Raw genomic sequence first — 24,968 nt, forward strand, 5'->3', positions numbered from 1 at the left:
GATGAAAAAGATTTGGAAAATGAGAAGGGATTCTGAGGCAGTTTCCCCGGTCATCGCCACCATTCTCATGGTTGCCATCACCGTCGTCTTGGCGGCGGTGTTGTACGTCATGGTGATGGGATTCGGAGGGCCGACGACGACAACGCCAACTGGATCGTTTACAGCGGCGACGAAGATAAATGCAACCACGATGAAAATATCTTTTGGCGTGATAACGCCAGATACGCCACCCTCGAATCTGAAAATTATAGTCGAAGATCCTGACGGGAATGTTGGAACTTGGAACTGGAGTGATGAGAAGAATAAATATTCGATTACAGGCACTCCAGACGTTACAGATAATGTGAACGGGGAAATAGAGTATGTGGACCTAGCACAAAACAATATTATAAATTCTGGTGATTACCTAAAGATAACAATGAAGTCAACCGCCACATCAGGGACGTATCGGGTAACGATGTTGTATACGCCCACCGGTGCAGTGATAGACGATATTACATTCAACTGGTAAATTGATTCGGTATCCATTTTTTTTCTTTTTATCATTTTTACTTGTTCTAGAAAGGGAATATCAAACGCTCTAAGCGGGAGCAATTGAATTGCAGTGTTTATTGCCTATAGTTCTCGGGCGCTCGTTCGAGCTACCGATATGGTACAGATATGGCTTTCTTCGAATCAAAGACCAATAATTATAAGACATCAGTCACCGGCTGGCAGTCATCCAGATGATACATGGTCTATTGTGTCATCCTCTTCTAGGATATTACGATCATTCTTATTCTTAAAGCTGGTAGCGAAATACAACAAACTGGTTGGTGACGAGTGTAGCAATCTGAAATTGCGACCCCCTCTTTAGATATCTTGCATTAATTCTTTGGTGAAATTAAATGTGACTCATGGTGATACTGATGTATCGATATGATGCACATTCTTAAAAAAAATTGATATGATCTGCGCTATGTTCTCACGAGCTTTTCATCGATCCATGTGATGCCCCTGTAATGCCCTGTAAATGATTAATTAAAATTGTATATTTGTTGGGTTTTGGAAAATCTAGATCATTGCATATCTGACCGAATATCCTAATTTCGAGTATATTTTGATGCATGACTTTTCGATAATAGAAGCAGAAGATACCGTTACTCAATCGAAAATTTTTGCGATCTACCCGCCAAATCAATGCAACCAATCTCTGTACGTTCTTGCGGGATGAGACTTAGTTCCATATCAGTTTTGAATCTCATTCTTGAATCAAAGGGAAATCAAAGTTGAAGATATTCTAATAGTGCATGTCGTGCCTATGTATGAATTTTCAGAAATCGATTCATTTGTGAACAATTCTCAGAAGTCCAACTTGATTGAATTCTGCAAAATACTGACGCAAGTATCAACTAAGGTGAAGAAAGATCAGAAATTCCGTCATCTCTTCTTACCAATTGTTTATATAAAAATATTATTCATAACAACGGCGAATCAACAAATTTCTCTTTTTGATGATTTTTTTGTAAAAATTGGAATCTTAATATTTGAACGTGGTAATTGCACGATTCTGGTTTTTGATTAAAAATAATTTTTATATATTCGTAAATTGTAGATGTAGGTGGGGAAGGTTTGTGAACGAATTAGAGCTCCGCTATGCTTCATTTTTGCACGACATAGGAAAATTCATCCAGCGCTCTACCATTAACGGAACGCATCAGGAAGTTGGCTCCAATTTCGTGAAGCTGCTCGGCAGCCTGCCTGAAGGTATTGCAACCGCAGTCAAAGAACACCACAGCCCAAATGATGTCCGAGACGCAGAAACAAGGCGCATGGCAACCCTTGTCCAACAAGCCGATCATCTCTCTGCAAAGGAAAGAATAAATGATGAGCACCAGGAAAGGGATCCGCCCGAGAATTTCTCACTGCTCTCTCCGATGGGTTATATTACAGGCGTTGTTCACGAGCTGAAGGAACCCATCCGCTCCTGGTTTCCAATCGAGCACTTCGACGCTTCGCGAATCGTGGAGCCAACTCTGGAAAACGAAGCTGGTAGGGTCGCTGGTGCATTAAGCTACGAGAAATTGCGGAAACAGCTCTACGATGATCTTCGCCTTCTTTCTTTCACCCTCAATGAGGCATCATTTGAAACGCTCGTGAATTTGTTATCGACATACACCGTTTTCATTCCGTCGGCCACTTATTATACGATTCCAGATATTTCTCTCTTCGATCATTTGAAGACAACATGCGCTGTCGCAGAAGCCCTATTCAAGGGAGATGAGGGTGAAGGAGAGGACAAGCGGATTCTGTTTATCGAAGGGGACATTTCTGGGATACAGGATTTCATCTATTCGGTCAAATCGCCAACAGAAGCACAAAAGGGCATGGCTTCGCGATTGAGGGGAAGGTCCTTCGTCATTGAGCTCCTCAACCGCGGGATTGCACATTACCTTTTGAAAGAGCTTTCCCTGAGTACCTGTTCTTTGATCTGGTGCACTGGCGGTCATTTCCTCATACTTGCACCATATTCTGAGGAAAGCAAGGGCAAGATTGCGGAATTGAAGAAGAGAATCGATGAGGCTATTTTCGCCGAATTTGCAAATTCAATCTATGTGGCAATCGCCACCGTTAGTGTCAAAGCGTCAGAACTTGTCAACTTCAGCGAGATTCTTTCGAAGCTCTCTATTGAACTGGAGGCTGAGAAGAAGCGAAGGTTCTTTGATGTGATCGATGAGCTCTCGTTCACCGGAAAAGAAGAGCATGGCATACCATGTGCAATCTGTGGCAGTTTTGTTGATGAGAAAAAACCCTTTTGTTCGAAATGCGATCGTCACGAAGCGATTGGCAGAAGTCTTCCAAAATCCGAGTATTTCCTCGAGGTTTTCTTCAGGGGAGAACTCGATAGAGATTGCAACCTGTCCATCCCACAACTGGGGATCGGCTGGTACCTGCTTCGCGATATCGATGAAGTTAGCGCGGTATTGATGAAACTTTCTGGCAAATCAGGTCGGCATTTTGATATCCAGTATGCAAGACTCCTTAAGATCAATGATACTCGCTTTGTGAGAGAAGAGACGGTTTCCGTTATAAAGTCAGTACCTGACATCCCGATCGCCCTTGGTTATATACTGATTGGGAATTATGCACCGATAAACCCGAACGGGGATGTATACTCGCTTGACGATGTGGCAAATGGCACGATCTTCTCGAATTCTGGATCATCGGACGGGAAGAAGGGGTCGAGAAGGCTCGCTGTTGCACGCCTCGACGTCGACAACTTGGGAAAAATCATGACCGAAGGATTGATCGGATCGTGGTCATCTCAAGTTGTAGATCCAGAATTAAAGGCAATCGCGGATGGCAACAGGCGGACCATTTCGAGATATTGCACGATAAGTCGTCTTTTCGATTACTTCTTCAAGTGCTACCTCAACCTCATTTGCCAAAATAGGGCTGTATTCATCATTTACTCCGGCGGTGACGACGCATTCATCGTTGGTGACTGGATTGAGGTGATCAAAGTCTCGAAAGAAATCTACTCGCGGTTCAAGAATTTCACATCGGAAAATGATAACCTCACACTTTCGTGCGCAATTTCGCTATTCAAATATAAGTATCCAATCGGAAGAGCTGGGATTCTGGCTGGCGAGCTCCTCGAGGAACTCCCGAAGTCCATCGAAGGCAAGAACGCAATCCATCTATTTGGAGAAACGGTGAACTGGAGAGATTCAGCCCTCGGGGTGACAGTTTACAGAGATCTTGAGAAATTGCTGGAGACTTCTGATAAGCTTCATGATCTTATAAATGGAAGAGTCTTGTCAAAGGGGTTTCTCTACAAATTACTCAAATATCAAAGCATCACCTTCCATGCAGAGGGCACAGGTTGTGAGATTGAGACTGCCTCAGGCTCAGGGCGAATGTCCAAGAGCCAATACGCCGAGGCCATGCTGAGGAAGGGCATGGCCACAGGCAGGAAGAAATACATCCCCTATTTCAAATATGAAATAGGCAGGCTGAAGGACAAATTGAGTCCGCAGGACATTGGTTGGCTTGAGAGGGAGATACCGAAGATTGTTCCATTTGCTAGGTTGCCTGTCAGTTATATTAGTTACAGAATAAGAGAGGAAAGGGTGGAAAAGATGAGTTGAAAGGAGTGTGGGTTGAAATGCAAAGAGATGTGAGAGGTTCGCCGCACTCGGGTCGCGGCGAAGGAACGGCGCAAAGAGTGCCGCAGGAGCTGCTGAGCATGATTCCTAGATCATTGAAGGAAATGAGCGGCGAGAAACAGGTGGAGTTTGCGGAGGAAGTCGCAAAAAGATGCAAGGATGTTTCGAAGAGCAGAATGCGAACAATTTATGCTTGGGTGCGCAAGTCTAGGCTTGACCTGCAGGAAGCAAAAAGGAAAGCTGATCAGCCAACGGTTGACCAGATTAGACCAATAATTTCGGACATCAAGCTTCTCAAGGCCAAGCTCGCCTATCTTGCAGGAAGGGGTAAGGAAAACAGAGATGAAAGAGATCAAATGAACAATCTCTATGAAATTCTGTGTAGAGTGATTGATGCCGTTTCGGATGAACAGGATCTGGAGGCATTCTTTTCTGTGGTTGAGAGCATTCTTGCATACCACAGATACTACTCATCGTAACGGCGGTGGTTGAAATGACTGAAGGAATCGTTGTGAATTATGGATTTGTTGGTAACTTGATAATAAGGGGAAAGATTGTGGCCGAAACGGGTCTTCTCATCGGCGGCTCAGAAGAAATGACCGAGATTGGGGGAATCGACAAGCAGGTCATTAGGGACGCGGACGGAATGCCCTATATCCCTGGCAGCTCACTGAAAGGAAAAATGCGAAGCCTTCTTGAATGGTACTATAAGAAGGTTGGCGAATCAGGAATACACGTTTGCAAAGACGTCAACGAAGCATTGAAATGCCCGGTGTGCAGGGTTTTTGGCGTCCCCGCAGATCAGGAAATGAAAATCGGTCCCACGAGGCTCATCTGCAGGGATGGCCACGTGACGGAAAGAACGAGAGAAGAGCTGCGGAGAATGGGTGCGCTTGAGGTGAAGACCGAGAATGTAATCGAAAGGCTGACTTCCAAATCGAAGAATTTGCGGACATTCGAACGCGTTCCAAAGGGCTCTGAGTTCAACATGGAACTCGTTTACAGTGTCTACAATCTGAACGGAGATTCCGAAACGGACAAGAAATTCGTTGAAGTGGTCTTCCAAGGCATGGAGCTTTTGAGAGATTCCTACATCGGTGGGAGCGGGTCACGCGGGTACGGCAAGATTAGTTTCAGGGACATCACCTGCACATGGAAAACTGCCAAGGACTATGAAGAGAACAAGGAGGGGAAATCGATTTCACTTGGCGAAACATTGGCGATCGATGAAGTCAGAAAATTAATCGGCTCGCCCTGATCGAGGGTGATTTGATTGGACGCGGTGGTTCTGCGGCCAAAGTCGCTTTCCCTTGCCGGCTATCCCAAGAGCGATACGCTTTTCGGCGCGCTTTGTTGGGGTATTCGATTCATCAGTGGCAATGAAACATTAGAAAAAATGCTCGAAGACTTCAGGAACGGAGACCCGCCGTTTGTCATCTCTTCAGCTTTCCCTTGTGCCCTCTCGGTCGCAACGGTTGTGGAGTATCTCATACCGATGCCCTTTTTTACAATTCCATCAAAATTTTTTGAATTATCTGCGAGTAAAAGAATGGAAATTGTTGGCAATTACAAAAAATTGAAAAAAGTCAGGTGGGCAGACGCCTCTCTAGTGTTCGACATTCTCAAAGGAAGAGTGACAATCTATGATATTCTCGAGAGTATAGAGAAAGTGAAGGATAGCGGAAAAGGAGATTGGTGCTTTCAGGATTATAACTACAAAGATGGCGTTCTCTCAAGACATGATGTTCCGATATACAAAGAAGTCGACATGGTGGGAAATGCGATCAATAGGATTACAAGCAGCACTGGCGAGAACTTTTTCTTCTACAAGGGATACGCGATGTCGAGAAGGGGCGCCATGTATTTTATTATCAAGCATCGAAAGAATTGTGAGAATATCGTGCGCCCTGCGCTTCGTTTCTTGGAGGACAGAGGCATCGGAGGAAAGATTTCTTCTGGAAAAGGCGCTTTCGAGATTATTCAGATACGGACGAATATCGACGAGAAACTTGCGGAAATGAGCAGCGGTAAGACGGTGTTGAATCTATCCACTTACATACCGACACATGAAGAAATCGTCCAATTTAAGAACGCGGGCACGAAGCCGATTTACAATCTGCTTGTGAGGGGAGGTGTGATCGAGAGCGGCCTCGCAAGCGAATCGAATCCTTGGAAAGCGAGGACGATGTGCTTTGGCGAAGGCTCTCTCTTTCCGGCAATCGAGAATCGCGAGGTGTACGGCCAAAACCCTGTTGTTCATGATAAAAAATATAAGGTTCAGCAGTACGGCTTTTCCTTTTATCTGAGGGGGGATTTGAAGCTTGAAGATTTCACTTAAGACTTTATCGCCTCTGCACATTAGGTCGGAAGACGAAGCTCTCGATGCGTGGAATTCTTGCTTGCTTGGAGGGAAAATCGTTAGAATCGACGCCGATCGATTTATTCGTGAGAGAGCGGATGAGCTCAGTCGGTATTTCAATCAAACTGTTGTTGAAGGGCGTAGCCATTTAATAAACGACCTGATCGGTGGCGACCTAGAGGAATCATCAAAATATGGTTTGTATGAAATCGGATGCGATCAATGGGTCAGCAACCTTCTCGCAGATGCGATCGCAACTGGGAAGGGATACACAATCTACGGTCAAATCAAGACAGGGGGAGGAGAGGTTTACATTCCTGGCAGCTCGATAAAGGGAGCGATCCGAACGGCACTGGCAGGACTCGCAATAAGGGAGGATCCAGCTATCTGCGACGAATTCTTGAATGTAGCAGAGAGAACGCATCGCAATGCGCTCGAGGGAGCGGAGCTTCTTGAGAAGATAATTTTTGATTGTAGCATGGCCGTTTCTGATCGGGACATCATGCGCGTCAATCCCAATTATGATCTCATGCGCTGCATAAGGATATCTGACTCCTCTGCTCAATCGCCAAGCGGCGTACTGAGGGTAATATGCTTCCGTTACGTACAAAAATCCAGGGGCTCTATAGAGACTAGGCAATCTCTGAGAGAGCCGTATTTCGTCGAGGCAATCCGTCCTGGGGCATCGTTTTCCTGCGAGCTGGACGTGGACGTGCCCCTTCTGAGGAAGATGTGGGAGATGAGGAATGACAAAAAATGGGAAGGGGCGGATAAGAAGATCAAGAGGCTTTTCGGAGTCGTGCCAGATGATTTTGACGAAGACAGCGATCTCGTCGATTCGATTGTGAAAAGAATCTTTCGTGCCTGCAACCGGAAATCCGAATCCATATTGGCAAGTGCCAACGAATTCCTTGGAGGGGTTTCGGATATGAAATTGCACCTCGATTGCATGAATGCTTTGCGTATGGATATGGGGAATCGTGCGAAATACTTCTGCCCCGCTTGCCGGAGGAGTGGGATTGAAGACGATGAGGTCGTTACACTCAAGGGATTGAAGGAGGAAGCGGAAAGGCTGAAAAATATCGTAGGGACGGCGGAGCAGAACTCGGCGTTGCTAAAGCTGGGCTGGGGGACAGGATATCCAGGCATGACCGTCTCGCATGACATCGATGAGGGCGTTATTGACGAGATCTTGCACATTGATGCCATCAGAAAGAGTACCAAGAAAGTGCTGAAGCGAGTAAGGGCTGGTAACTATCCCAAGACGAAGAGAATATACACCATAAACGGAAGGCCAGGGGGCGAATTTGGGTGGATCCAGATGCGGGCAGAAAGCTGAAAGCTTCATTAATTGCGCCTGTTGGCACGACACCTCCAGTTGTGACCGAAATGGCTCAGTGGTTGATAAAATCTGGAGAGGTGTTTCTGTCAGATGTCGCTCTCATCTCAACCATGGAGGAAGAGGTGAGGAAGTCGGCGAAGCTAGTTGAATCCGCACTTAAGGCTTCGCCTTGGCGCATCAATTCACATCTTTACGAAACCAATTACACCGATGTCGCTTCTGATCGTTCGGCCATCGATTTCATTTCGCTTGTCTCAAAAATCATCAGGAATGAAAAAGTCAGGCATCATGCGGAAAGGGTATACCTCTGCATTTCTGGTGGCAGAAAGACGCAGTCAGTTCTCTTGGCGTTGTGCGGTCAGCTGTGGGCTGTCGATGGCGTTTATCACGTCGTCATGCCGAGTGTGTCCACGGTTAACATGGAATTGGAACGGGCAAGGAATTTGATTGCGGAACATTTTAGCTCGCCTTCCCCGTTGGAGTTTTACGAGAAGCATAGCGATGTTTTCAACAAACTCATGTTCCCGCCTGCGGACAGCTACTCGGTGGTGGAGTTACCGATCATTCCGTATTCGCCAGAGATGGTGAGTCAGCTGGGAAACGTGCTGAGGAATGAAAGGGGCGTGGAAATCGAGCGGTGCGGTTTGAGCGCAAATTTCATCCACGTGCTCGTGAGGCACAAGATCCTTCACAGCAATGGATCGGTGATAAGGCCGACAAAGAAAGGCTATGAGTTGGGTCAACTGATCGCCCAAAGTGGTTACTGATGTCTCCGGCGAAAAGAAAGCGGATCCTTGTCTGCACAGTCGGGATCGACGTCGACAGGGCGGTAAGGGTCATCACGCTATCTGTGAATCGCTTAAATCCAGATAAGGTGGTGCTTGTCCATACGAGGCAGAGTCACGAGAAGTCGCACGACGAAGTGATGAAGAGTTTAGCGGAATTTGGGCTGAATGTTGAAATGAGGTTCATTTCTGACCCAGAGAATTTTGATCTGGTGTTCGATGAATGCCTTGGCATTCTCAGTGAAATCGTGCGCCAGAATTCCCCAAATGCAGAAATATACATCAATTACACGCTCGCCATGAAACCAGTGGTCATTGGCCTTTGCCTGGCAGCGATCCTTCAGAATTGTGCCAACTTCGTCTACATATCTGGAAAGAGAGATGAGGAAACAGGAAAAACGATTGTCGGTCATGAGAAGATATTGATGCACGAGGTAGGAAGGATCAGGGAGGAAATTACGCTGAGAGAAGCGATCGCCCTTGCAAAAAATCAGGACTACGGAGGGGCACTCAACCTCCTTGATATGCATATTAAAACGATGGTCAATCCTTCCGAAAAACTCCTGATGGCCAAACGCACATTACATTTCCTCTCCCTCTGGGATAAGTTCGAGCATGCGCAAGCGCTTGAACTTTTGAAGAAGAAGGAAAAATTCAGCGATGCGGTTGAGGAAAGGCGTGGAACCTATGTAAATGCGATGAAGAAGCTAAAGGATGAAAAGGATAATTCGAAGCTGAGGTTCGGCAGGTGGCATATCGTTGACCTGTGCCTAAACGCGGAGAGGAGAATGGTTGAAGGGAAATACGATGACGCCACGGCGAGGGTTTACCGGATGATAGAGATGGTCGTACAGTTGCTGCTATGGGAGAAATATGGTATATCGACAAGCGATGTCGACACGGAAATGGAAATCTATCCCCCCAAGCTCAAGGAGAAACTCAGGCGGTGGAAGGGCGATGATGAGGTTTTGAGAATAGGTGTCTCCCGAGCTCTCGAAGTGCTTTCAGAGATTGAAGGGAGACAGATTATCGATGTGGACGTTTTGAAAAAATACCTCAACATTCGAAACTTTTCTGTGCTAGCGCATGGTGTAAATCCTATTTCTAGAAATGAGGCAATAGAATTCCTGGACTTCGCAAAGGTACATATTGTTCCACTGGTGCTAAGCGAGCAGGACTTCGAGGACATCCGAAGATCTCTGGAATTTCCTGACTTTGCAAAAGGATTGTAATTATGGAGCGACTGCCGCTGGCAATAGCGCGCTTTAAGACAAAAACGCCCGTTCTAGAAGGCGGCTCTGAGTTGCGGGGCTTCATCGCCAATATGAAAAGGGACAACCCCATTTTCCACCACCACCTTGAGGGTGGTCTAATCTATTCCTATCCCTTGGTGCAGTATAAGGTGCTGGATGGAATCGCAATGATATGGGGGATAGCGGAGGGGGCAGAGCTCGTGAAGTCGCTCGTCGACGGGATTGATCATCTATTACTCGGCAAGCACATTTATGAGATATTAGATGTCGATATCATCGAGGAGCAAACTGTGATTTGTGAGACTGAGCAGATGATCCGCTACAGATTTTGCACGCCTTGGCTCGCACTCAATCAAGAGAATTATTTGGAATACAAACTCTCCCAAGGGTGGTTGGAGAGGAAGAGACTCCTTAACGGCATACTCGTTGGCAATATACTATCGATGTGCAAGGGGCTGAACACAGTCGTGAGAAGGAAGCTGAGGGCGAGGACGAGGCTTGACCAGGTTAATGTGACTTACAAGGGGATACCACATATCGGTTTCATTGGCGAATTCCAAGTCAACATCATGTTGCCTGCGCACGCAGGGTTGGGTAAGGGGGCCTCAAAGGGCTTTGGGACAATATCAAATGTAGAGGCGTAACTCTTGGCAAGGTCGCGTTATTTCAATCGAAAGGGATGACCTCCAATTTTCGTGGATCCTTTCTAATCCAAACAAACGATTCTTTTGCAAAGCCTATGACTGGATCACTTAGCGAATCCCTTAAAAGTTCAGTAGATCCTTGAAATCTAAATAGAGAGCATGACGCTGTAATGCTGAACCCCTTAACGAGAAAACTATCTTGTGAATGTCTCATTTCCGGTGTAGTATTTATAAAGACCTTCACGCCAAATTCTCTTTCTCAATAAGTGTTGGGTAAGATTTCAGCTGAGATGCTAAAACACGCACTTCTTGATTTGAAAAATCTCCAATAGGGGGATGTGAGAAGTTACTAATAACCAAAAGTACTTAGCGAAAATCGTGACGCATAGCCGGTTGCAATAACCAGTCCATCAAAACAAGGATTGAAACCTGTACTTTACGTGGGAGGGAGGCCTCCAAGGGTGGTTGCAATAACCAGTCCATCAAAACAAGGATTGAAACATTCGCTCGGCTAGGGTACGCTCAACAAAGGGCAACAGTTGCAATAACCAGTCCATCAAAACAAGGATTGAAACAAGTGCATCGGCTGCTACGGGGTCGTCCCGAACGAGATGTTGCAATAACCAGTCCATCAAAACAAGGATTGAAACGCTCCGATGGATTCATTACCCGCCACCTATATCCATGTTGCAATAACCAGTCCATCAAAACAAGGATTGAAACCGTCGGTGGATGCGGACTTAGTAACACAGGGGAATGGTTGCAATAACCAGTCCATCAAAACAAGGATTGAAACATGTATATTCTCCAGACCCAGGTATCGCGGCTAAGGTTGCAATAACCAGTCCATCAAAACAAGGATTGAAACTTTTTGGAGTGCCCTCTGGGGTGTGGGTTTAAAGCGGTTGCAATAACCAGTCCATCAAAACAAGGATTGAAACTCGGATGGGCGGAGGCGAGGGGGAGCGGGACGGCGTCGTTGCAATAACCAGTCCATCAAAACAAGGATTGAAACTCTTTGCGATGGGTATCGGTATCTCCACTTCATTCGTTGCAATAACCAGTCCATCAAAACAAGGATTGAAACCGGATGCGCAGGCGATACCCGCAGCACTACGATTAGTGTTGCAATAACCAGTCCATCAAAACAAGGATTGAAACTATAAGTTATTGTAATGATACGTATGACATGGCACGGTTGCAATAACCAGTCCATCAAAACAAGGATTGAAACTTACGTCCGCTCATTCTATCCACCCTCACGCCGCGACGTTGCAATAACCAGTCCATCAAAACAAGGATTGAAACTCTTCCACGATCTCCACGATGTCACCCCATGCGTTAAGTTGCAATAACCAGTCCATCAAAACAAGGATTGAAACTTTCTTTTATTTCTTTCTTAATAGTTTCCAAATCATGTTGCAATAACCAGTCCATCAAAACAAGGATTGAAACTTGTGGAAACAGATGGGGATGTCGAGCGGTATCTCATGTTGCAATAACCAGTCCATCAAAACAAGGATTGAAACGATACTCCATCCGATGTGGTAAAATTTTACAATAATTGTTGCAATAACCAGTCCATCAAAACAAGGATTGAAACCCAAATAAAAGAGGGAAGAGCGTTTTGCTTTGCGAAGTTGCAATAACCAGTCCATCAAAACAAGGATTGAAACCCAATTGTAGCCGCCCGAAACAGATCGCGCCAAGGCGTTGCAATAACCAGTCCATCAAAACAAGGATTGAAACGGTGAGCCATTCCTCTGCCACCCGAGAGAATTCGGGTTGCAATAACCAGTCCATCAAAACAAGGATTGAAACAAGTATTTGCCTATTTTTCGCATTTTTTTCAGAGTGTTGCAATAACCAGTCCATCAAAACAAGGATTGAAACATAATAAATCTGGCGCGGGGTTTAGCTCGGTTGCTTCGTTGCAATAACCAGTCCATCAAAACAAGGATTGAAACCTTTCGGCGATCGAAGGAGGTAAAGCACATGAGTAACGTTGCAATAACCAGTCCATCAAAACAAGGATTGAAACCAATTGGAAATGCCGTTATTAAAAATGAGTCTGGTGTTGCAATAACCAGTCCATCAAAACAAGGATTGAAACTATTCCCAGAATGCTACAGCTGTCGTTGGATCCGTGTTGCAATAACCAGTCCATCAAAACAAGGATTGAAACTATTTTCCATAAGTTCAAGCCCCTCATGGTTTCGTTAGTTGCAATAACCAGTCCATCAAAACAAGGATTGAAACCGTTCTGATCCTCCTGTGGCGCTCCAAACCCCACACGTGTTGCAATAACCAGTCCATCAAAACAAGGATTGAAACTTCCTCCTTCATTCCTCCTTCCTCGACGGGCGGATGTGTTGCAATAACCAGTCCATCAAAACAAGGATTGAAACTGATTTCGTGCCTTTGCTGCAGGTCCTCGAGCATCTGTTGCAATAACCAGTCCATCAAAACAAGGATTGAAACTTAACGACGCTGCGCATAACTTTTACGTTGTGCATGTTGCAATAACCAGTCCATCAAAACAAGGATTGAAACCAAACTGGGGGGCTGAAGTATATGACCTGATCCTCGAAGTTGCAATAACCAGTCCATCAAAACAAGGATTGAAACAAGTGACGGACGAGCGCGGGAACTCGATCACTTCTGGTTGCAATAACCAGTCCATCAAAACAAGGATTGAAACCCGATCATTCCCGAATTGCACGCTGCCAAAACATGATGTTGCAATAACCAGTCCATCAAAACAAGGATTGAAACACCTTGAGGCTCGGCAATTTTCGTTATTCGCTCTATTTTGACTTATCTCTATTAAGAAACTCAAATCAGACCCCCGCACTGAAGCAGTGTCTCCAAAAAGTGCTGTAAACTTTGGCATCTCTTTTCTTACAAGCTTATCGTTGACGTATACGATCTCAATCGCTCTGCGCAATTGTTTCTGTGTTCGAAAGTATCAAATATAAATTCATCTCGAGGGTGATTCTAACCCGTCATCCATTGTCAAAGAAGGAGTCATTTCTATTGTATATGCGTCGCATAGCGATCAGGTTTACAAGCATGTACAATGTTGTACTCATGCCGTCTACAGGACTCTTCTCGCAATCCGTCTTATCCCGGCTCGATATTGAAAATCGAACGAGGATCTTGTTTCTGAGCTCATAAGCTAAAATAAGAAGCCCGGTCGGCGTGTCCGCTTTTTAATTTTTGGTGTGTCCGCGCCCGTGTCCGTATCGTGTAATGAGTCGAAGACGAAACGGAGTGCAAACGTTTCGGGGGTGTTTCGGCACCGTTTCAAAGACGTGTCGGCATCGTGTAATGAACCGAACACGAAACGGTGTACAAACGTGTCGGAAACGTGTCGCACGGTGTTTCGGACGTGTGTCGGGGGTGTGTCGGAGGCGTGTCGGGGGTGTGTCGGCGTGTTTTTTTACAACCGCGCTTTTCCGTCCAGCATAGGGAGCTGGGAAAATCGTTTCCGAACTGCGGGAAAACGGGGCAAAAAAGGGAAGAGAAGCGTGTCGGAAGTGTGTCGGGGGTGTGTCGGAGTGGTGTGTCGGAAGCGTGTCGGGGTGTGTCGGCGGGAGTGTGTCGGAAGTGTGTCGGCACCGTGTCGGAAGCGTGTCGGGATCGCTTAGAGCTTCTCGAGTGCCGAAACTTCGGGACTCGTCTTGAAGAGCGCTTTGAGCTTGTCCGCGGTCTCGAGCAGCTAGCTTCCCCGCCGCCCCGTGCGCCCCGACCGCATTTTCCACTATTCTAAGCGCATCTCTAATTTAATTATTCTCTAACTAACCCTTTAAGACTCCTATTATGGCAATACGTCTAACCAAATCTCAAGTACTTAATTCAAGCATATGTACTGTTGCAACATAGCCGGTGGAGTTTATATGGTGTTTAAGGAGAACCCTCGGGAAGATATAAACAATCTCGTTCTTTTATTTTTAAAGCTTCTTGAAAAAATAGAACCAGAAATTGATTTGTTGAAAAGAAAATTCAACGATTTGTGTGAAGAAATCCGACGTAAAGGATTACTGGAACAGCAGGGAAGCAATCAATGGGTACGGGAGTTTGAGGGGAAAAGATGTACAATAAGAGTTTCTCTGATCCACGGCAGAAAAGGAGAAAGTGCAACAGGGGCGGATCTTTTCTTGGAAGTCAAAAATAGAAAAATTCTATTTGTTCAATCAAAGAGAGTTGGCGATAATGGAAGAATAGTTTTTAATAGATTTCAGCTACAAAAACTTATTGAGGTGGAGAGGCAGATCTGTGATGGTTCCCTAGTTTATTTAGGTTCGTGCAGTTTTGAACCGGTATTTTCGGCCTTCTGTTTTCATCTGGAGTTTGAAGGACGAGAGTGGTATCGATTTTTTCCAACCATCGTCGCATCGCCTGTCCGTGCGGCATTTTATCATTTAGTGATGAGTAATCAGGGAGTCAGGGAAGAGAGACTGTTCCATACATGGGAAGTTGCATTCGTTCTCGCGACAAGAAGTAGCGTTAATCAGAAAGAATTCTTGAATCAAGGATTGAGCCTTGATGATTTTGAGAATATGTTCTGGGAGTGTAAAATTGGAGGGCCAGATATCAAGGAAGATGTAAAGAGAGACGTCTTGTTACTTTACTCATTGCTAACAGATCGTATGATAATTTGGCTCGACGTAGAATTAAAATGAATCTGCGTCAAAGGCTTTGAGAATGTTGGAATGCCGCAAGAATTTGAAATGAACTAATTTGACTATATGTTAGAAATAAGATAGAAAGAAGTTATCGGGTTGCATGATCGAAATGGAAATGTTTGCGCCATTGACGCTCGTTGGCTAGACTTCATAATTGGATATGTTTCAACCTGTGCGCCGCTCTTGGAGTTATGTTGACCTGAAAGAAAACCTGTGTTCAATTGATCGATCGGAAACCAAAAAATCAGGCCGCTCGAACTGACAATTTTGTAATTTGGCTTCTTGATTTTCTCATTGTGAAAATATGAAAGATTTTTTATATTTGCATTTTCTATTCATTTCATCGGGGGATTATGGAGAATCAGATTGACAATGAGAAAAAAGAAGCGGAACCTGCTCAACCTAAAAAAGGAATTAAAAAGGCTGCTATAGCAATCGTAATCGCCATTTCACTCGTGATCGTCGCCGTTGCCATATATTGGCTTTTCAGTCCCTCTGGTGGAGGAATTCTCGATTCTGATGGGGATGGCATTTCCGATCACGATGATGCCTTTCCGAGTGATAGCACCCAATGGGCTGATACGGATGGAGATGGGTACGGCGACAATCCAACGGGTAATAATCCCGATGCATTTCCTAACGACCCAAATGAATGGAAAGACACAGATGGTGATGGCTACGGTGATAACTCAGATGAGTTTCCAAACAATCCCTACGAACACGTAGATAGCGATAACGACGGCGTTGGAGATAACTCCGATGCGTTTCCATATGACAGCACTCAGTGGTCCGACAGGGATGGGGACGGATACGGTGACAATCCGTCTGGAAAAAACCCAGACGCCTTCCCTGATGACCCGACTGAATGGAAAGACTCAGATAGGGATGGTGTCGGCGACAACGCCGATTTCTACGACAACGGGAATGGAAAAATCAAGATCTCGATAGATTGGTACCAGGGAGACGGGACCGCAGACTTTTGGACATACGGCGATCCGTACTTTGAGATTCGCGTGGACCTTGACAACGATGGGATTTTCGAGCTTACCTATACAAGCGCCGTCTTCACTGATACCGAGACGCTCGACCATCCGTATTCGATCATAATAGATGCACCTGACAATTTAAGAGCCATGAAGTTCGAGATACTCGTCTACGATAGCGATGTGGGAGGGTACGAAGTCATTGATTACAATCCAAACCCCGGATATACGGGATTCGTCCACAGCATTTCAGCTCCATTTACCGGCTCCTGGGACTATGACGGCAGCGATGACCTTCTTGATGAAATCGATTGCGAGCTGAGATACTCGATATCAGTCGTTGGTTCATAGAACGATCGAAATGGCCTTTAAACAAGAAAATGAGGGGGAGAAAAAGCGTCTACATGAACGACTTCAACTCCTCCTCGTACTTTTTCTTTACTCATTGAATTACGGCTAATTCCCAGTTGTATGTTCCCTCAGCGTTGTACTGAACGGTAAAGTATGTGATATTATCGTTTAGACCTGGTCTAAAATGGAAGTACGGGTCTGAAGGGACAAGAGAATTTACCGAAATGATAAAGACTAGGGTATCTCCGTACACGCCTTTCTTATTGACACAAAGCCAATAACCCTCGTATTTTGCATCTGAGAATACCGACACATCATTGAGAGTGATCCCCGCTTTTGTGAAGTTGATCATGATCCATCCGTTGATCGTTACAGGATTTGGGTTCTCAACATCGATTGTTATATTAAAGGGCTGTCCGGTGATCGTAATGGTGGGGAACGGTGTACTAGAATCTGGGTAGATGGTTAAAAGCTGTGCTTTTTCGACTTCAGTCTGCCCCCTAAAGATGTTCGAGATGATATGCCATGTCGTCTCAGCTGAGACTAATCCAGCGACAATCACTATGGCCAAAGCGATTGCCACTATTTTCTTCCGGATCATGGCCATTTCCCATCGCCTGTTTTCTAGAGAAGAATGAAATGACGCGGGTTATGTGTAATGCGTGTAATGTATGATTATTTAAATAAGTTTAAATTTTTCGACAGAAAAACCCAAAAAAGCCTCTCTTTCGATTTTCTCGACTTTTATGAAATTCAAAAAATTTAACAACTTACGTGTGTTTGTTTTTTTAAAATTTTTCCATTAAATCTCCCCTGAGCTTACAGACGGCGGGGACAGAAGTTTCTTCTGCCTGCGGTTTGATCGTGAACCGATCCTGTGCTTCTGTCCCGGCACTTCTGCCGCTTCTGTCTTGGCCTCAGAAGAAACTTCTGCTTCTGTTGCTTCTCTCAACTTCTCCTTCTCTTCTTCTGATTGCAGGCCATGTAGGCACATACGGCATCTCGTTTCAGGCTGCCTCTCTCAGCGTCATCTTAAATCTTCAAGAGACCCAGGAAGGTTGGCCGCAGAATACAAAACTCATGCGACAGGAGGAGAATTGGGGGTGATGATCCTTCCTGGGTCTCTTAGAGACGAGCAAATAACACTTCTATTTAAGCATTTCGATAAGTATTTCGATTTTTCTCATCCTGTTCGCTTTATTATGATGTTTGCTTCACGATGAGGAATGGGCGATCGTATTGGCTTACCAGATCTTTTGCAGAAAAAGTGTAGGTCCAGGTCCACTCTCCATTTCCACTCACGTCGCCTGTGCTTTGAGTCTCTTCAAAAATCACCTTGCCGCCTGCATCCAAAGTTTCTAACGAGTTCTCCTTAATCAAATTTGGTCATTATCGTCAACGACGGTTGCCCGAATACAACTAAGTTTCAATTGAGAACCTCAGAAAAGAAGATTGAAAGCGTTCATCGCGTATGTCAACTAGCTGCGTGTCGATATGTTTCAATTGAGAACCTCAGAAAACGAAGATTGAAAGTGATCATACGTTGCGGCAACGTCTCTTATTATCCACCATTATCATTATTCCAGCGACCACGAAAAGGACGCATGTCAGCAACCCCAACATCCCAGCCAGAAACTGGATTGCAAGTTCATAGGACATTAATATAGGAGCGGAAACCCAACGCTCCTCGAATATCCCGTTTCCAGAGCTACCTATAAGGGATTGAAACAGAAAAATTGTTAAAAAGTAAATCAAGATATCGTCCAGTCTCTCTGTACAAAGATTAAGACAAGTGGTGAGAATAAATGAGCGGAGAAAAAGACTTCTGCCCTCTATGTTTCTTGAGAAAGAAAACGCCCAAGATCGTCAAAGATCTCGCCCTCAAGCTCACAAGGGTGCCCTGTGTCCACATCCGGGTGAGGGAGGATCGATGCACTGGCTGTGGGGCATGCGTGAGGCAACGTTTCTGCCTGATCGGTGCCATTTCCGTATCTAACGGGAAAGCGCGGGTCGATGACCGCCTCTGCCGTGGATGCGGGCGATGCACCTATCTTTGTTCCCGGGAAGCACTGGAATTGTATGTGAAGCCTCCCGCGATCATAGAGGGGATGATCAGGCAGATCGATCCTGTAGTGGCAGGAATTTTCAAGTGAACGAGGGGAAGAAATGAAACAAGCAAGAAGTCTCGCTACCCATAATCAGCCCATAAGGGTATTGGAACCCTCGCTTTTGGCGGTTTTATCTAAAGAAATCGAAAATCCACCTGCCCAAGACTGCCATGAAATTGAGATTTCTCTTCTTGCGCTACAAGTCGCTCGCATGTTTCTAGTTCCAATGGAATTGTGTCTTTGAGTCTTCGCAAAAAATATTTATCGAATTACTCCAGATTGAATGGGTGATCTGATATTGTCCAAGTTTCATGGTCCATCGTGGTTCGCAACAGCGCAACCCATATGGGATTTTCGAAGAGATGATCGAATGCGGTCATAGGTGAAGAACTCTTTTAACACTACTGCAATTTTTCGCCACCCGATCCCATATCAACATCATTCGTGATAGTCAATTTGCGTCAATGAGCGTCCTGAGGACTCATCGTCGATTTCTCAACTTCTCTTTTCTCTTTGTTCCTCGATCGCCGCGCAATCTTCGCAACTCGCTTCAATTCCGGCGTGTACATGATGACGGAAGTCCCAGCAATCGTGTCACTCCAACGCTGCCTCGGATCTCCATCGATGGCAAGTCCAATCAATACATCAAGGGGTAGAAAAATATACCAGAAGATCTTCGGCACGCTTCTGATGAAAGTCTTATGTATCGACAGATTCTCATTCTCTTTCACCGAGATGACTTTCAAATTAAACAGACTCTTCCCGATCGTTTTTCCATAGATTCCTTCAAGAACGAAGCTGTAGACAAACCAGGCGATTCCCGCCGCAACACCAGCGATGATATCTTGATACGGAGAATTGATGAAAAGTAAAAGGACCCTGATTGGAATGAAGATGATCAATGCATCGATGATCGCCGCAGCAGCCCTCCTCAACCAATGCCTCCTCAAAGCACTACTGTGCTCCAAAAGATCGTATCCTGTTGGCATCCCATCCACCGGTATTGCATATTGTTCAAATGCCGTTATATATTTTTGCCTGGATCAAAAGAGTTTCTCGTGAGCAGATCGGATTTGCGAAGAAAACGAATTTTTTAAAATATGCTCGATCATTCCTTTTCTTTCAACAGATTTTTCACGGATTCAACTTGGGGCGAACACTTCGCGCAACGGAATCAAATCAATCTTCTGGAAAAACTGGTCGACGGCATCATTAAAAACAGGAATGCCACTCAGCTCGCCCGTCTCTCTTCACATTTCTGCGCTGGGTTTATCATCATCGTGGCATTTTATCGTAACTCAAGATCATCAATTAAATTTAACGCCTCGATTGACATTTCTCCCCCATCATCGATCGAAACAACAGAGGCCCGTGCTCGCATGCCTTCTGACGAAAATCAAGAGGGGAAGAAAAAACGCGCGTTCGCGATGCATGTCATCATTTTACTCGGAGTCGTGAGCCTCCTCGGCGATATTACCTACGAAGGTGCGAGAAGCGTCACTGGACCCTATCTCGCGCTTCTTGGTGCGAGCGCGGCGATCGTCGGCTTCATCTCGGGCCTCGGAGAATTTATCGGGTACGCGCTGAGACTCGTATCAGGTTACCTCGCAGACAAGACTGAACGCTACTGGCTGATGACCTTCATCGGTTACGGCCTCCTCATCTCCATCCCGTTGCTCGCTTTCGCTGGTCGCTGGGAGATCGCCGCGATTCTCTTGATTTCCGAGAGAATGGGAAAGGCGATCAGATCACCCTCGAGGGACGCGATACTCTCGCACGCGACGAAGCAGGTCGGGCGGGGCTGGGGATTCGCGATCCACGAAGCGATGGATCAGATCGGTGCGATCATCGGGCCGCTGCTCTTCACCCTCGTTTTCCTCCTCAACGGCAGCTACGAGAACGGCTTTGCGCTGCTGCTCATCCCAGTTGTTTTTATGATCGCGATTCTTTTCCTCGCGAAAAGGAAGGTGCCCTCCCCAGCAAAACTCGAAAGCGAAGATGTTGAAAAATCGAACGGTGAAAAAAGACTCCCCCGGATCTTCTGGATTTACACTGCGTTCATCATACTTGCAGTCGCGGGATTCGCGAATTTTCAGCTCATCTCGTACCATCTGAAGACATCCTCGATCGTTTCGGATGCAGAGCTGCCATTATTTTACGCACTGGCGATGGGCGTTGATGGTCTCGTAGCCCTCATCATCGGAAAATTTTATGATAAAGCTGGTATGCGGTCGCTCACACTCATCCCGTTGCTCACAATCCCGATCCCCTTCCTTGCGTTCACCACTTCCTATTCCCTTGTTTTACTCGGTGTCGTCCTTTGGGGTGCGGTCATGGGGATTCACGAGACAATCATGAGGGCGGCGATCGCGGATATGTCTCCAGTGCAGCGGAGGGGTCTTGCCTATGGTATTTTTAACACTGCGTACGGTGCGTCGTGGCTTCTCGGCGGCACGGTCATGGGTCTCCTTTACGAGATTTCAATTTCCTGGATTGCCCTCTTTGCGGTCATCGCCCAGCTTGTTTCCATTCCGCTTCTTTACCTCATGAGAAAAACGCCGTCTGGTAAAACTTAATCTAGCGGAACTCAGAAATTGATTTTGTTGGGCGAGTTCTCCAAGAAAAAATATATAGATGATCTTCATATTATCACTAGACCCTCTGAATATCAATCAAGAGAAGGAGGACGATGGTGAAACTCGAGGATGAGGAATACTGGAAATCGATGATCAACATGGCGCTCACGAAGTTTCTCGTACTCAGGACTCTCTATCATCAGCCATCCCACGGCTATGCCATTCTGGAAAAGCTCGCGGCGTTCACGCGCGGATGTTGCACGCCGACCTTCGGAGGGATCTATCCGATCCTGCGGGATCTCGTGTCGGATGGATACGCGACCGTTGAAGGTAAGACTGTCAATGGCAGAAAGCGGAAAATTTACAGTCTAACGGAGAAGGGAAAAAACGCTTACGAATGCGCGCTGACAACATGGAATGAGGTCATTCCTTATCTGCAGAGGGCGGTTGACGAACTGGAGGGCACCTCGTCCCTTCAGGGTGAAGTTTCCGATCAAAATCAAGGGAGGGATGAAAAGTGTCGGAAGGAGAAAAGAAGAGTCTCAAGGAACGGCTAGCGAAGTCGAAAAAGGGGTGCTGCGGCGTCAAAATCGTGCCGAAGGAGGAGGCAGAGAAAGGCTCGAAGAAGTGAAGCTTCACTTCTAATGTCGTAAAAGTGGCGCCTCTCGATGAGGTGAAAAGATGAGTGAAACGATCAACAGCTTAGCGCAAGCTGGCGAGTTCTTCGCGATCATCATGATCGAACTGACGATCCTGTTCATTGGGATCACGTTTCTCGTTGGAATCATTCAGGAGTATGTGTCGGAGGAAAAGATAAGAAGGGCTCTTGGGAGCGATAGGAGAAAGGTTTTTGGATGTGTGATCGGGGCGGTGTTTGGATCTCTGACTCCATTTTGTTCGTGCTCGACCATTCCGATATTCATCGGTCTAGTGGACGCTGGCGTTCCGTTTGCGATCGCAATGTCTTTTCTCATCGCCTCTCCGCTGCTGAATCCTGTCATCATCGGATTGCTGCTTTTACTTCTGGGGTCGAGCATCACGGTCATTTATGTAGTAGTCGCATTTGTCTCGGCCATTATCATTGGTCTTGTTCTCGACGCAATGGGGTTCGCGTGCTATTTGAAGTCCGTCGAGGTCGTTGGCAAAGAGGAGAAAGAAGAAATTCCGATATCGGCGACTGATGATTTCTGGAGGAGACACGCGCCGCGATTGAAAAGGGCTGGTACTTTCGCGTGGTCTCTCTTCTTTCACATGTTCCCATATCTACTCATCGGCGCTGGGATCGGCGCGTTTATTTACGGCTTCGTACCGCAGGATATCATCGTTCAATACGCTGGACCTGGCAATCCATTTGCTATCCCTGTGGCGGCTGCGATCGGCATTCCAATGTACATTCGGGCAGAAACAATTATCCCTATCGGTTTCGTACTTGTCGAAAAGGGAATGAGTGTCGGTACTGCAATTGCCTTGATCATCGGAGGGGCGGGAGCAAGTATTCCCGAGCTTACGATGCTAGCCGCGATTTTCAAAAGGAAATTGCTTGCCGCTTTCATCGTTGTGATATTAGGCATCGCGATATTCACAGGTTATCTCTCAGATTTTCTCGTCCCGATCTTGAGGTAGAAGCCAGCTCTTAATCATTTATAGCGAGGTCGAATCGAAAACAACCTGCTGGCGCATCGGTTCAATTTCAATGTTTTTCAATTAATCCTTCAGCCGTAGGCAATCCCTTAAGCGTTAAACATTTTACCGCAAGGAATTGGATGTAGACATCGCACTGGCGACATGACCAGCAACCTCTCATTCGTTGAGATATCTCCGTTGTTCGACAATCGATTTCGCCATTCAATGTGAAGCTTTTTTTTGCAGAATTTGATCGGATTGCGTTCTTATTTTAATGGAGATAGATGCAGATGCTTACGAAGGTTTTATTAGTAGGGGGACCCTTACTTGGTAGGGGTACCCATACATGTATTTTGATCCAAGACCTAAAACGAGAAAGGAAGACCTCTATGATCGCGAAGAGGAACTGGAAGAATTTTTCAATGCCCTGGTGTACGCACCTCTGATTGTAGTTACAGGCGTTCGCAGAACTGGAAAGACCTCATTTGTCAATGTAGCACTGGCTGAATGTGGGCACCCTTACATTATGATAGACCTCCGAGGATTGCCCTTCAATCCCTCCCATGCTGACATCATTCGAAGATTGGAAGTGGCATTCAGACAGATTGATAAGAAGTGGCTTTCGGACCTTGTTGACTCATTAAAGCAAATCAAAGGAGTCTCCATTCTTGGAAGCGAAATCAGCTTCGAGTGGAGCAAAAAGGGATTGGATCTCGCTGAACTTTTCTCCAAGATTAACCAGTGGGCCGAGGGCAGGAAAAAGAAATTCGTAATAGCGTTTGATGAAATCCAAGTTATACGTGGAGATAAGTGGATTCTCCGCATACTGGCTCATGTTATTGATACCTATCACAATATCACCGTTGTCATAACTGGCTCCGAGGTCGGCCTCTTATTCGACTTCCTGGGACTTGATCAGCCGGACTCTCCATTGTATGGGAGACACTTTGTCGAGATTCAAATGAAAACCTTCACTCCTCAAATGTCTGAGGAGTTTCTTACTGTGGGGTTCGAACAGATCAAAATGAAACCTTCCGCAGATCTGCTGGCATATGCTGTTCAAGAACTTGATGGCGTACCGGGCTGGCTAACATTATTTGGCGTGCGGTGCAGAGACAAGAAAACATGTTCAAAGGAAATTGTTGATATGGTCGCCTCCGAAGCTGGGAAGCTTTCGAGGGAGGAAGTCATGAAAATGGTTGCTTACTCGAGACGTTACGGCATGATTCTGAATTTCCTCTCTAAGATGGGAGAGGCAACTTGGTCGCAAATCAAGTCCACGATCGAGGTAGCGGAATCGCGCTCCATTGCAAACAGTGCCGTTACAACTCTCATCAGGAATCTGATCAAAATCGGTGTCATAATCCAGAGGGACGGAAAGTATTCAATTGCGGATCCAATCCTGATGCGAGGCTTGAGGGAGGAGTCGTTACCAGAGTAACTTCGCCACGAGAATGCTAAGTAATAGAGGCTATACCTAGTTACAGGTAGGCATACTCAAAAGCCGAAGCCAAGAATTTGAAAATTAATTTTCCGTGATGGCTAAGCGTCCAATGCAAAGATTTCTTGTCACTATTTAAAACATGTGAAAATGGAGATTGATGCAGGAAATCGGCGCTGCCCTTCAAGAGATAGCCTGAGTCACTGGGTTGAGAAGCATATCATGTTTTTTGCAGTGTTTCATGCATTTGTGGTTTGTGCGAAAGATCTGGGCAAAAGACGGGAGATCGAAGCACTGATTGTGAATAGAATAATGTCTTCGATGCAACAGCCAAAAGGGTCTGTCCAAAAACTTCTTTATCTTGCGTTTATCCAGTTAGGTGATACAACTGGCGCCAAAAAAGAAGTCAAAAAAGTAACTTGCATATGTAATCTGGAAATATATTCAAGATGCTCATTTCGAAAGAGGGGAAATTCCAAGAATAAGTTGGAGGCGACCAATTGTGTTATCTATATATGCCAGAACATTTGTTCAAGAACTGTTTGAAAAAGACGAGAGGGTATTCCTGTATTCGTGTTGAAAAATCTGAATCCATGCTTTTCGGTGACGGATGCTGGACATGCAATGGAAGATCATGATTGTGGTAATATTATCTGCAAAAATAGAA

22 protein-coding genes and 1 CRISPR repeat array are annotated in these 24,968 nt (G+C 45.7%); of the genes, 18 read left to right on the plus strand and 4 right to left on the minus strand.

Annotated features, from left to right (window positions below):
• The first annotated feature begins 1 nt into the window (after position 1).
• The 12 genes from H5T41_06315 (at position 2) to H5T41_06370 (ending at position 16,553) form a co-directional block, all read left to right on the plus strand.
• Positions 2-511 carry a type IV pilin gene (locus H5T41_06315; GenBank protein ID MBC7108383.1) on the plus strand — a complete coding sequence of 170 codons (510 nt, stop codon included), beginning with the start codon at positions 2-4 and terminating at the stop codon, positions 509-511.
• 1,102 nt (positions 512-1,613) lie between these two features.
• A complete protein-coding gene (gene cas10, locus H5T41_06320) occupies positions 1,614-4,130 on the plus strand; it encodes a type III-A CRISPR-associated protein Cas10/Csm1 (GenBank protein ID MBC7108384.1) in 2,517 nt (838 codons plus the stop codon).
• On the plus strand, positions 4,127-4,627 hold the full coding sequence (csm2, locus tag H5T41_06325) for a type III-A CRISPR-associated protein Csm2 (protein MBC7108385.1): 501 nt from the start codon (positions 4,127-4,129) through the stop codon (positions 4,625-4,627). The genes cas10 and csm2 overlap by 4 nt, the downstream gene beginning before the upstream one ends.
• A gap of 14 nt (positions 4,628-4,641) precedes the next feature.
• Positions 4,642-5,406: a type III-A CRISPR-associated RAMP protein Csm3 gene (gene csm3, locus H5T41_06330; protein ID MBC7108386.1), complete on the plus strand. Its 765-nt coding sequence runs from the start codon at positions 4,642-4,644 to the stop codon at positions 5,404-5,406.
• 15 nt (positions 5,407-5,421) lie between these two features.
• The gene (csm4, locus tag H5T41_06335) at positions 5,422-6,486 is read left to right on the plus strand and encodes a type III-A CRISPR-associated RAMP protein Csm4 (protein MBC7108387.1); all 1,065 of its coding nucleotides are present in this window, start codon (positions 5,422-5,424) and stop codon (positions 6,484-6,486) included.
• Positions 6,470-7,846, plus strand: coding sequence for a type III-A CRISPR-associated RAMP protein Csm5 (gene csm5, locus H5T41_06340; GenBank protein ID MBC7108388.1), 1,377 nt, complete (start codon positions 6,470-6,472; stop codon positions 7,844-7,846). The genes csm4 and csm5 overlap by 17 nt, the downstream gene beginning before the upstream one ends.
• The gene (locus tag H5T41_06345; protein MBC7108389.1) at positions 7,819-8,616 is read left to right on the plus strand and encodes a CRISPR-associated protein Csx14; all 798 of its coding nucleotides are present in this window, start codon (positions 7,819-7,821) and stop codon (positions 8,614-8,616) included. Before csm5 ends, H5T41_06345 begins: the two co-directional genes overlap by 28 nt.
• Positions 8,616-9,866: a TIGR02710 family CRISPR-associated protein gene (locus tag H5T41_06350; protein ID MBC7108390.1), complete on the plus strand. Its 1,251-nt coding sequence runs from the start codon at positions 8,616-8,618 to the stop codon at positions 9,864-9,866. Before H5T41_06345 ends, H5T41_06350 begins: the two co-directional genes overlap by 1 nt.
• Before the next feature lie 2 nt (positions 9,867-9,868).
• Positions 9,869-10,531, plus strand: coding sequence for a hypothetical protein (locus tag H5T41_06355; GenBank protein ID MBC7108391.1), 663 nt, complete (start codon positions 9,869-9,871; stop codon positions 10,529-10,531).
• Positions 10,532-10,923: 392 nt separating this feature from the next.
• A CRISPR array of direct repeats spans positions 10,924-13,306; the repeat unit is 37 nt; unit sequence GTTGCAATAACCAGTCCATCAAAACAAGGATTGAAAC.
• Positions 13,307-13,880: 574 nt separating this feature from the next.
• The gene (locus tag H5T41_06360; protein ID MBC7108392.1) at positions 13,881-14,303 is read left to right on the plus strand and encodes a hypothetical protein; all 423 of its coding nucleotides are present in this window, start codon (positions 13,881-13,883) and stop codon (positions 14,301-14,303) included.
• A 127-nt stretch (positions 14,304-14,430) separates the two neighbouring features.
• Entirely contained in the window at positions 14,431-15,216 is a 786-nt protein-coding gene (locus tag H5T41_06365) for a hypothetical protein (GenBank protein ID MBC7108393.1), read from the plus strand.
• A 356-nt stretch (positions 15,217-15,572) separates the two neighbouring features.
• Positions 15,573-16,553, plus strand: coding sequence for a hypothetical protein (locus tag H5T41_06370; GenBank protein MBC7108394.1), 981 nt, complete (start codon positions 15,573-15,575; stop codon positions 16,551-16,553).
• A gap of 91 nt (positions 16,554-16,644) precedes the next feature.
• Here the strand turns inward: H5T41_06370 and H5T41_06375 are convergent, their stop codons facing one another.
• From H5T41_06375 to H5T41_06385, 3 genes are all read right to left on the minus strand, one after another.
• Positions 16,645-17,160 carry a hypothetical protein gene (locus H5T41_06375; GenBank protein ID MBC7108395.1) on the minus strand — a complete coding sequence of 172 codons (516 nt, stop codon included), beginning with the start codon at positions 17,158-17,160 and terminating at the stop codon, positions 16,645-16,647.
• A 195-nt stretch (positions 17,161-17,355) separates the two neighbouring features.
• Positions 17,356-17,547, minus strand: coding sequence for a hypothetical protein (locus H5T41_06380; GenBank protein ID MBC7108396.1), 192 nt, complete (start codon positions 17,545-17,547; stop codon positions 17,356-17,358).
• 206 nt (positions 17,548-17,753) lie between these two features.
• Positions 17,754-17,906, minus strand: a complete 153-nt coding sequence (locus H5T41_06385; protein ID MBC7108397.1) for a hypothetical protein — start codon at positions 17,904-17,906, stop codon at positions 17,754-17,756.
• Between the two features lie 452 nt (positions 17,907-18,358).
• Here H5T41_06385 and H5T41_06390 point away from each other — a divergent pair, with 452 nt between their 5' ends.
• Both H5T41_06390 and H5T41_06395 read left to right on the plus strand, forming a co-directional pair.
• The gene (locus tag H5T41_06390; protein MBC7108398.1) at positions 18,359-18,706 is read left to right on the plus strand and encodes a hypothetical protein; all 348 of its coding nucleotides are present in this window, start codon (positions 18,359-18,361) and stop codon (positions 18,704-18,706) included.
• A gap of 13 nt (positions 18,707-18,719) precedes the next feature.
• On the plus strand, positions 18,720-18,905 hold the full coding sequence (locus H5T41_06395; GenBank protein ID MBC7108399.1) for a hypothetical protein: 186 nt from the start codon (positions 18,720-18,722) through the stop codon (positions 18,903-18,905).
• A 217-nt stretch (positions 18,906-19,122) separates the two neighbouring features.
• Here the strand turns inward: H5T41_06395 and H5T41_06400 are convergent, their stop codons facing one another.
• Positions 19,123-19,659: an RDD family protein gene (locus tag H5T41_06400; protein ID MBC7108400.1), complete on the minus strand. Its 537-nt coding sequence runs from the start codon at positions 19,657-19,659 to the stop codon at positions 19,123-19,125.
• Positions 19,660-20,040: 381 nt separating this feature from the next.
• Between H5T41_06400 and H5T41_06405 the strand changes: the two genes are divergently transcribed.
• From H5T41_06405 to H5T41_06420, 4 genes are all read left to right on the plus strand, one after another.
• The gene (locus H5T41_06405) at positions 20,041-21,237 is read left to right on the plus strand and encodes an MFS transporter (GenBank protein ID MBC7108401.1); all 1,197 of its coding nucleotides are present in this window, start codon (positions 20,041-20,043) and stop codon (positions 21,235-21,237) included.
• A 113-nt stretch (positions 21,238-21,350) separates the two neighbouring features.
• Positions 21,351-21,794: a PadR family transcriptional regulator gene (locus H5T41_06410; protein MBC7108402.1), complete on the plus strand. Its 444-nt coding sequence runs from the start codon at positions 21,351-21,353 to the stop codon at positions 21,792-21,794.
• Positions 21,795-21,918: 124 nt separating this feature from the next.
• Positions 21,919-22,860 carry a permease gene (locus tag H5T41_06415; protein MBC7108403.1) on the plus strand — a complete coding sequence of 314 codons (942 nt, stop codon included), beginning with the start codon at positions 21,919-21,921 and terminating at the stop codon, positions 22,858-22,860.
• Positions 22,861-23,206: 346 nt separating this feature from the next.
• Positions 23,207-24,301: an ATP-binding protein gene (locus H5T41_06420; GenBank protein MBC7108404.1), complete on the plus strand. Its 1,095-nt coding sequence runs from the start codon at positions 23,207-23,209 to the stop codon at positions 24,299-24,301.
• The last annotated feature ends 667 nt before the right edge of the window (positions 24,302-24,968 follow it).

The sequence above is a fragment of the Methanomassiliicoccales archaeon genome (genome assembly GCA_014361295.1).
GTDB lineage: Archaea > Thermoplasmatota > Thermoplasmata > Methanomassiliicoccales > JACIVX01 > JACIVX01.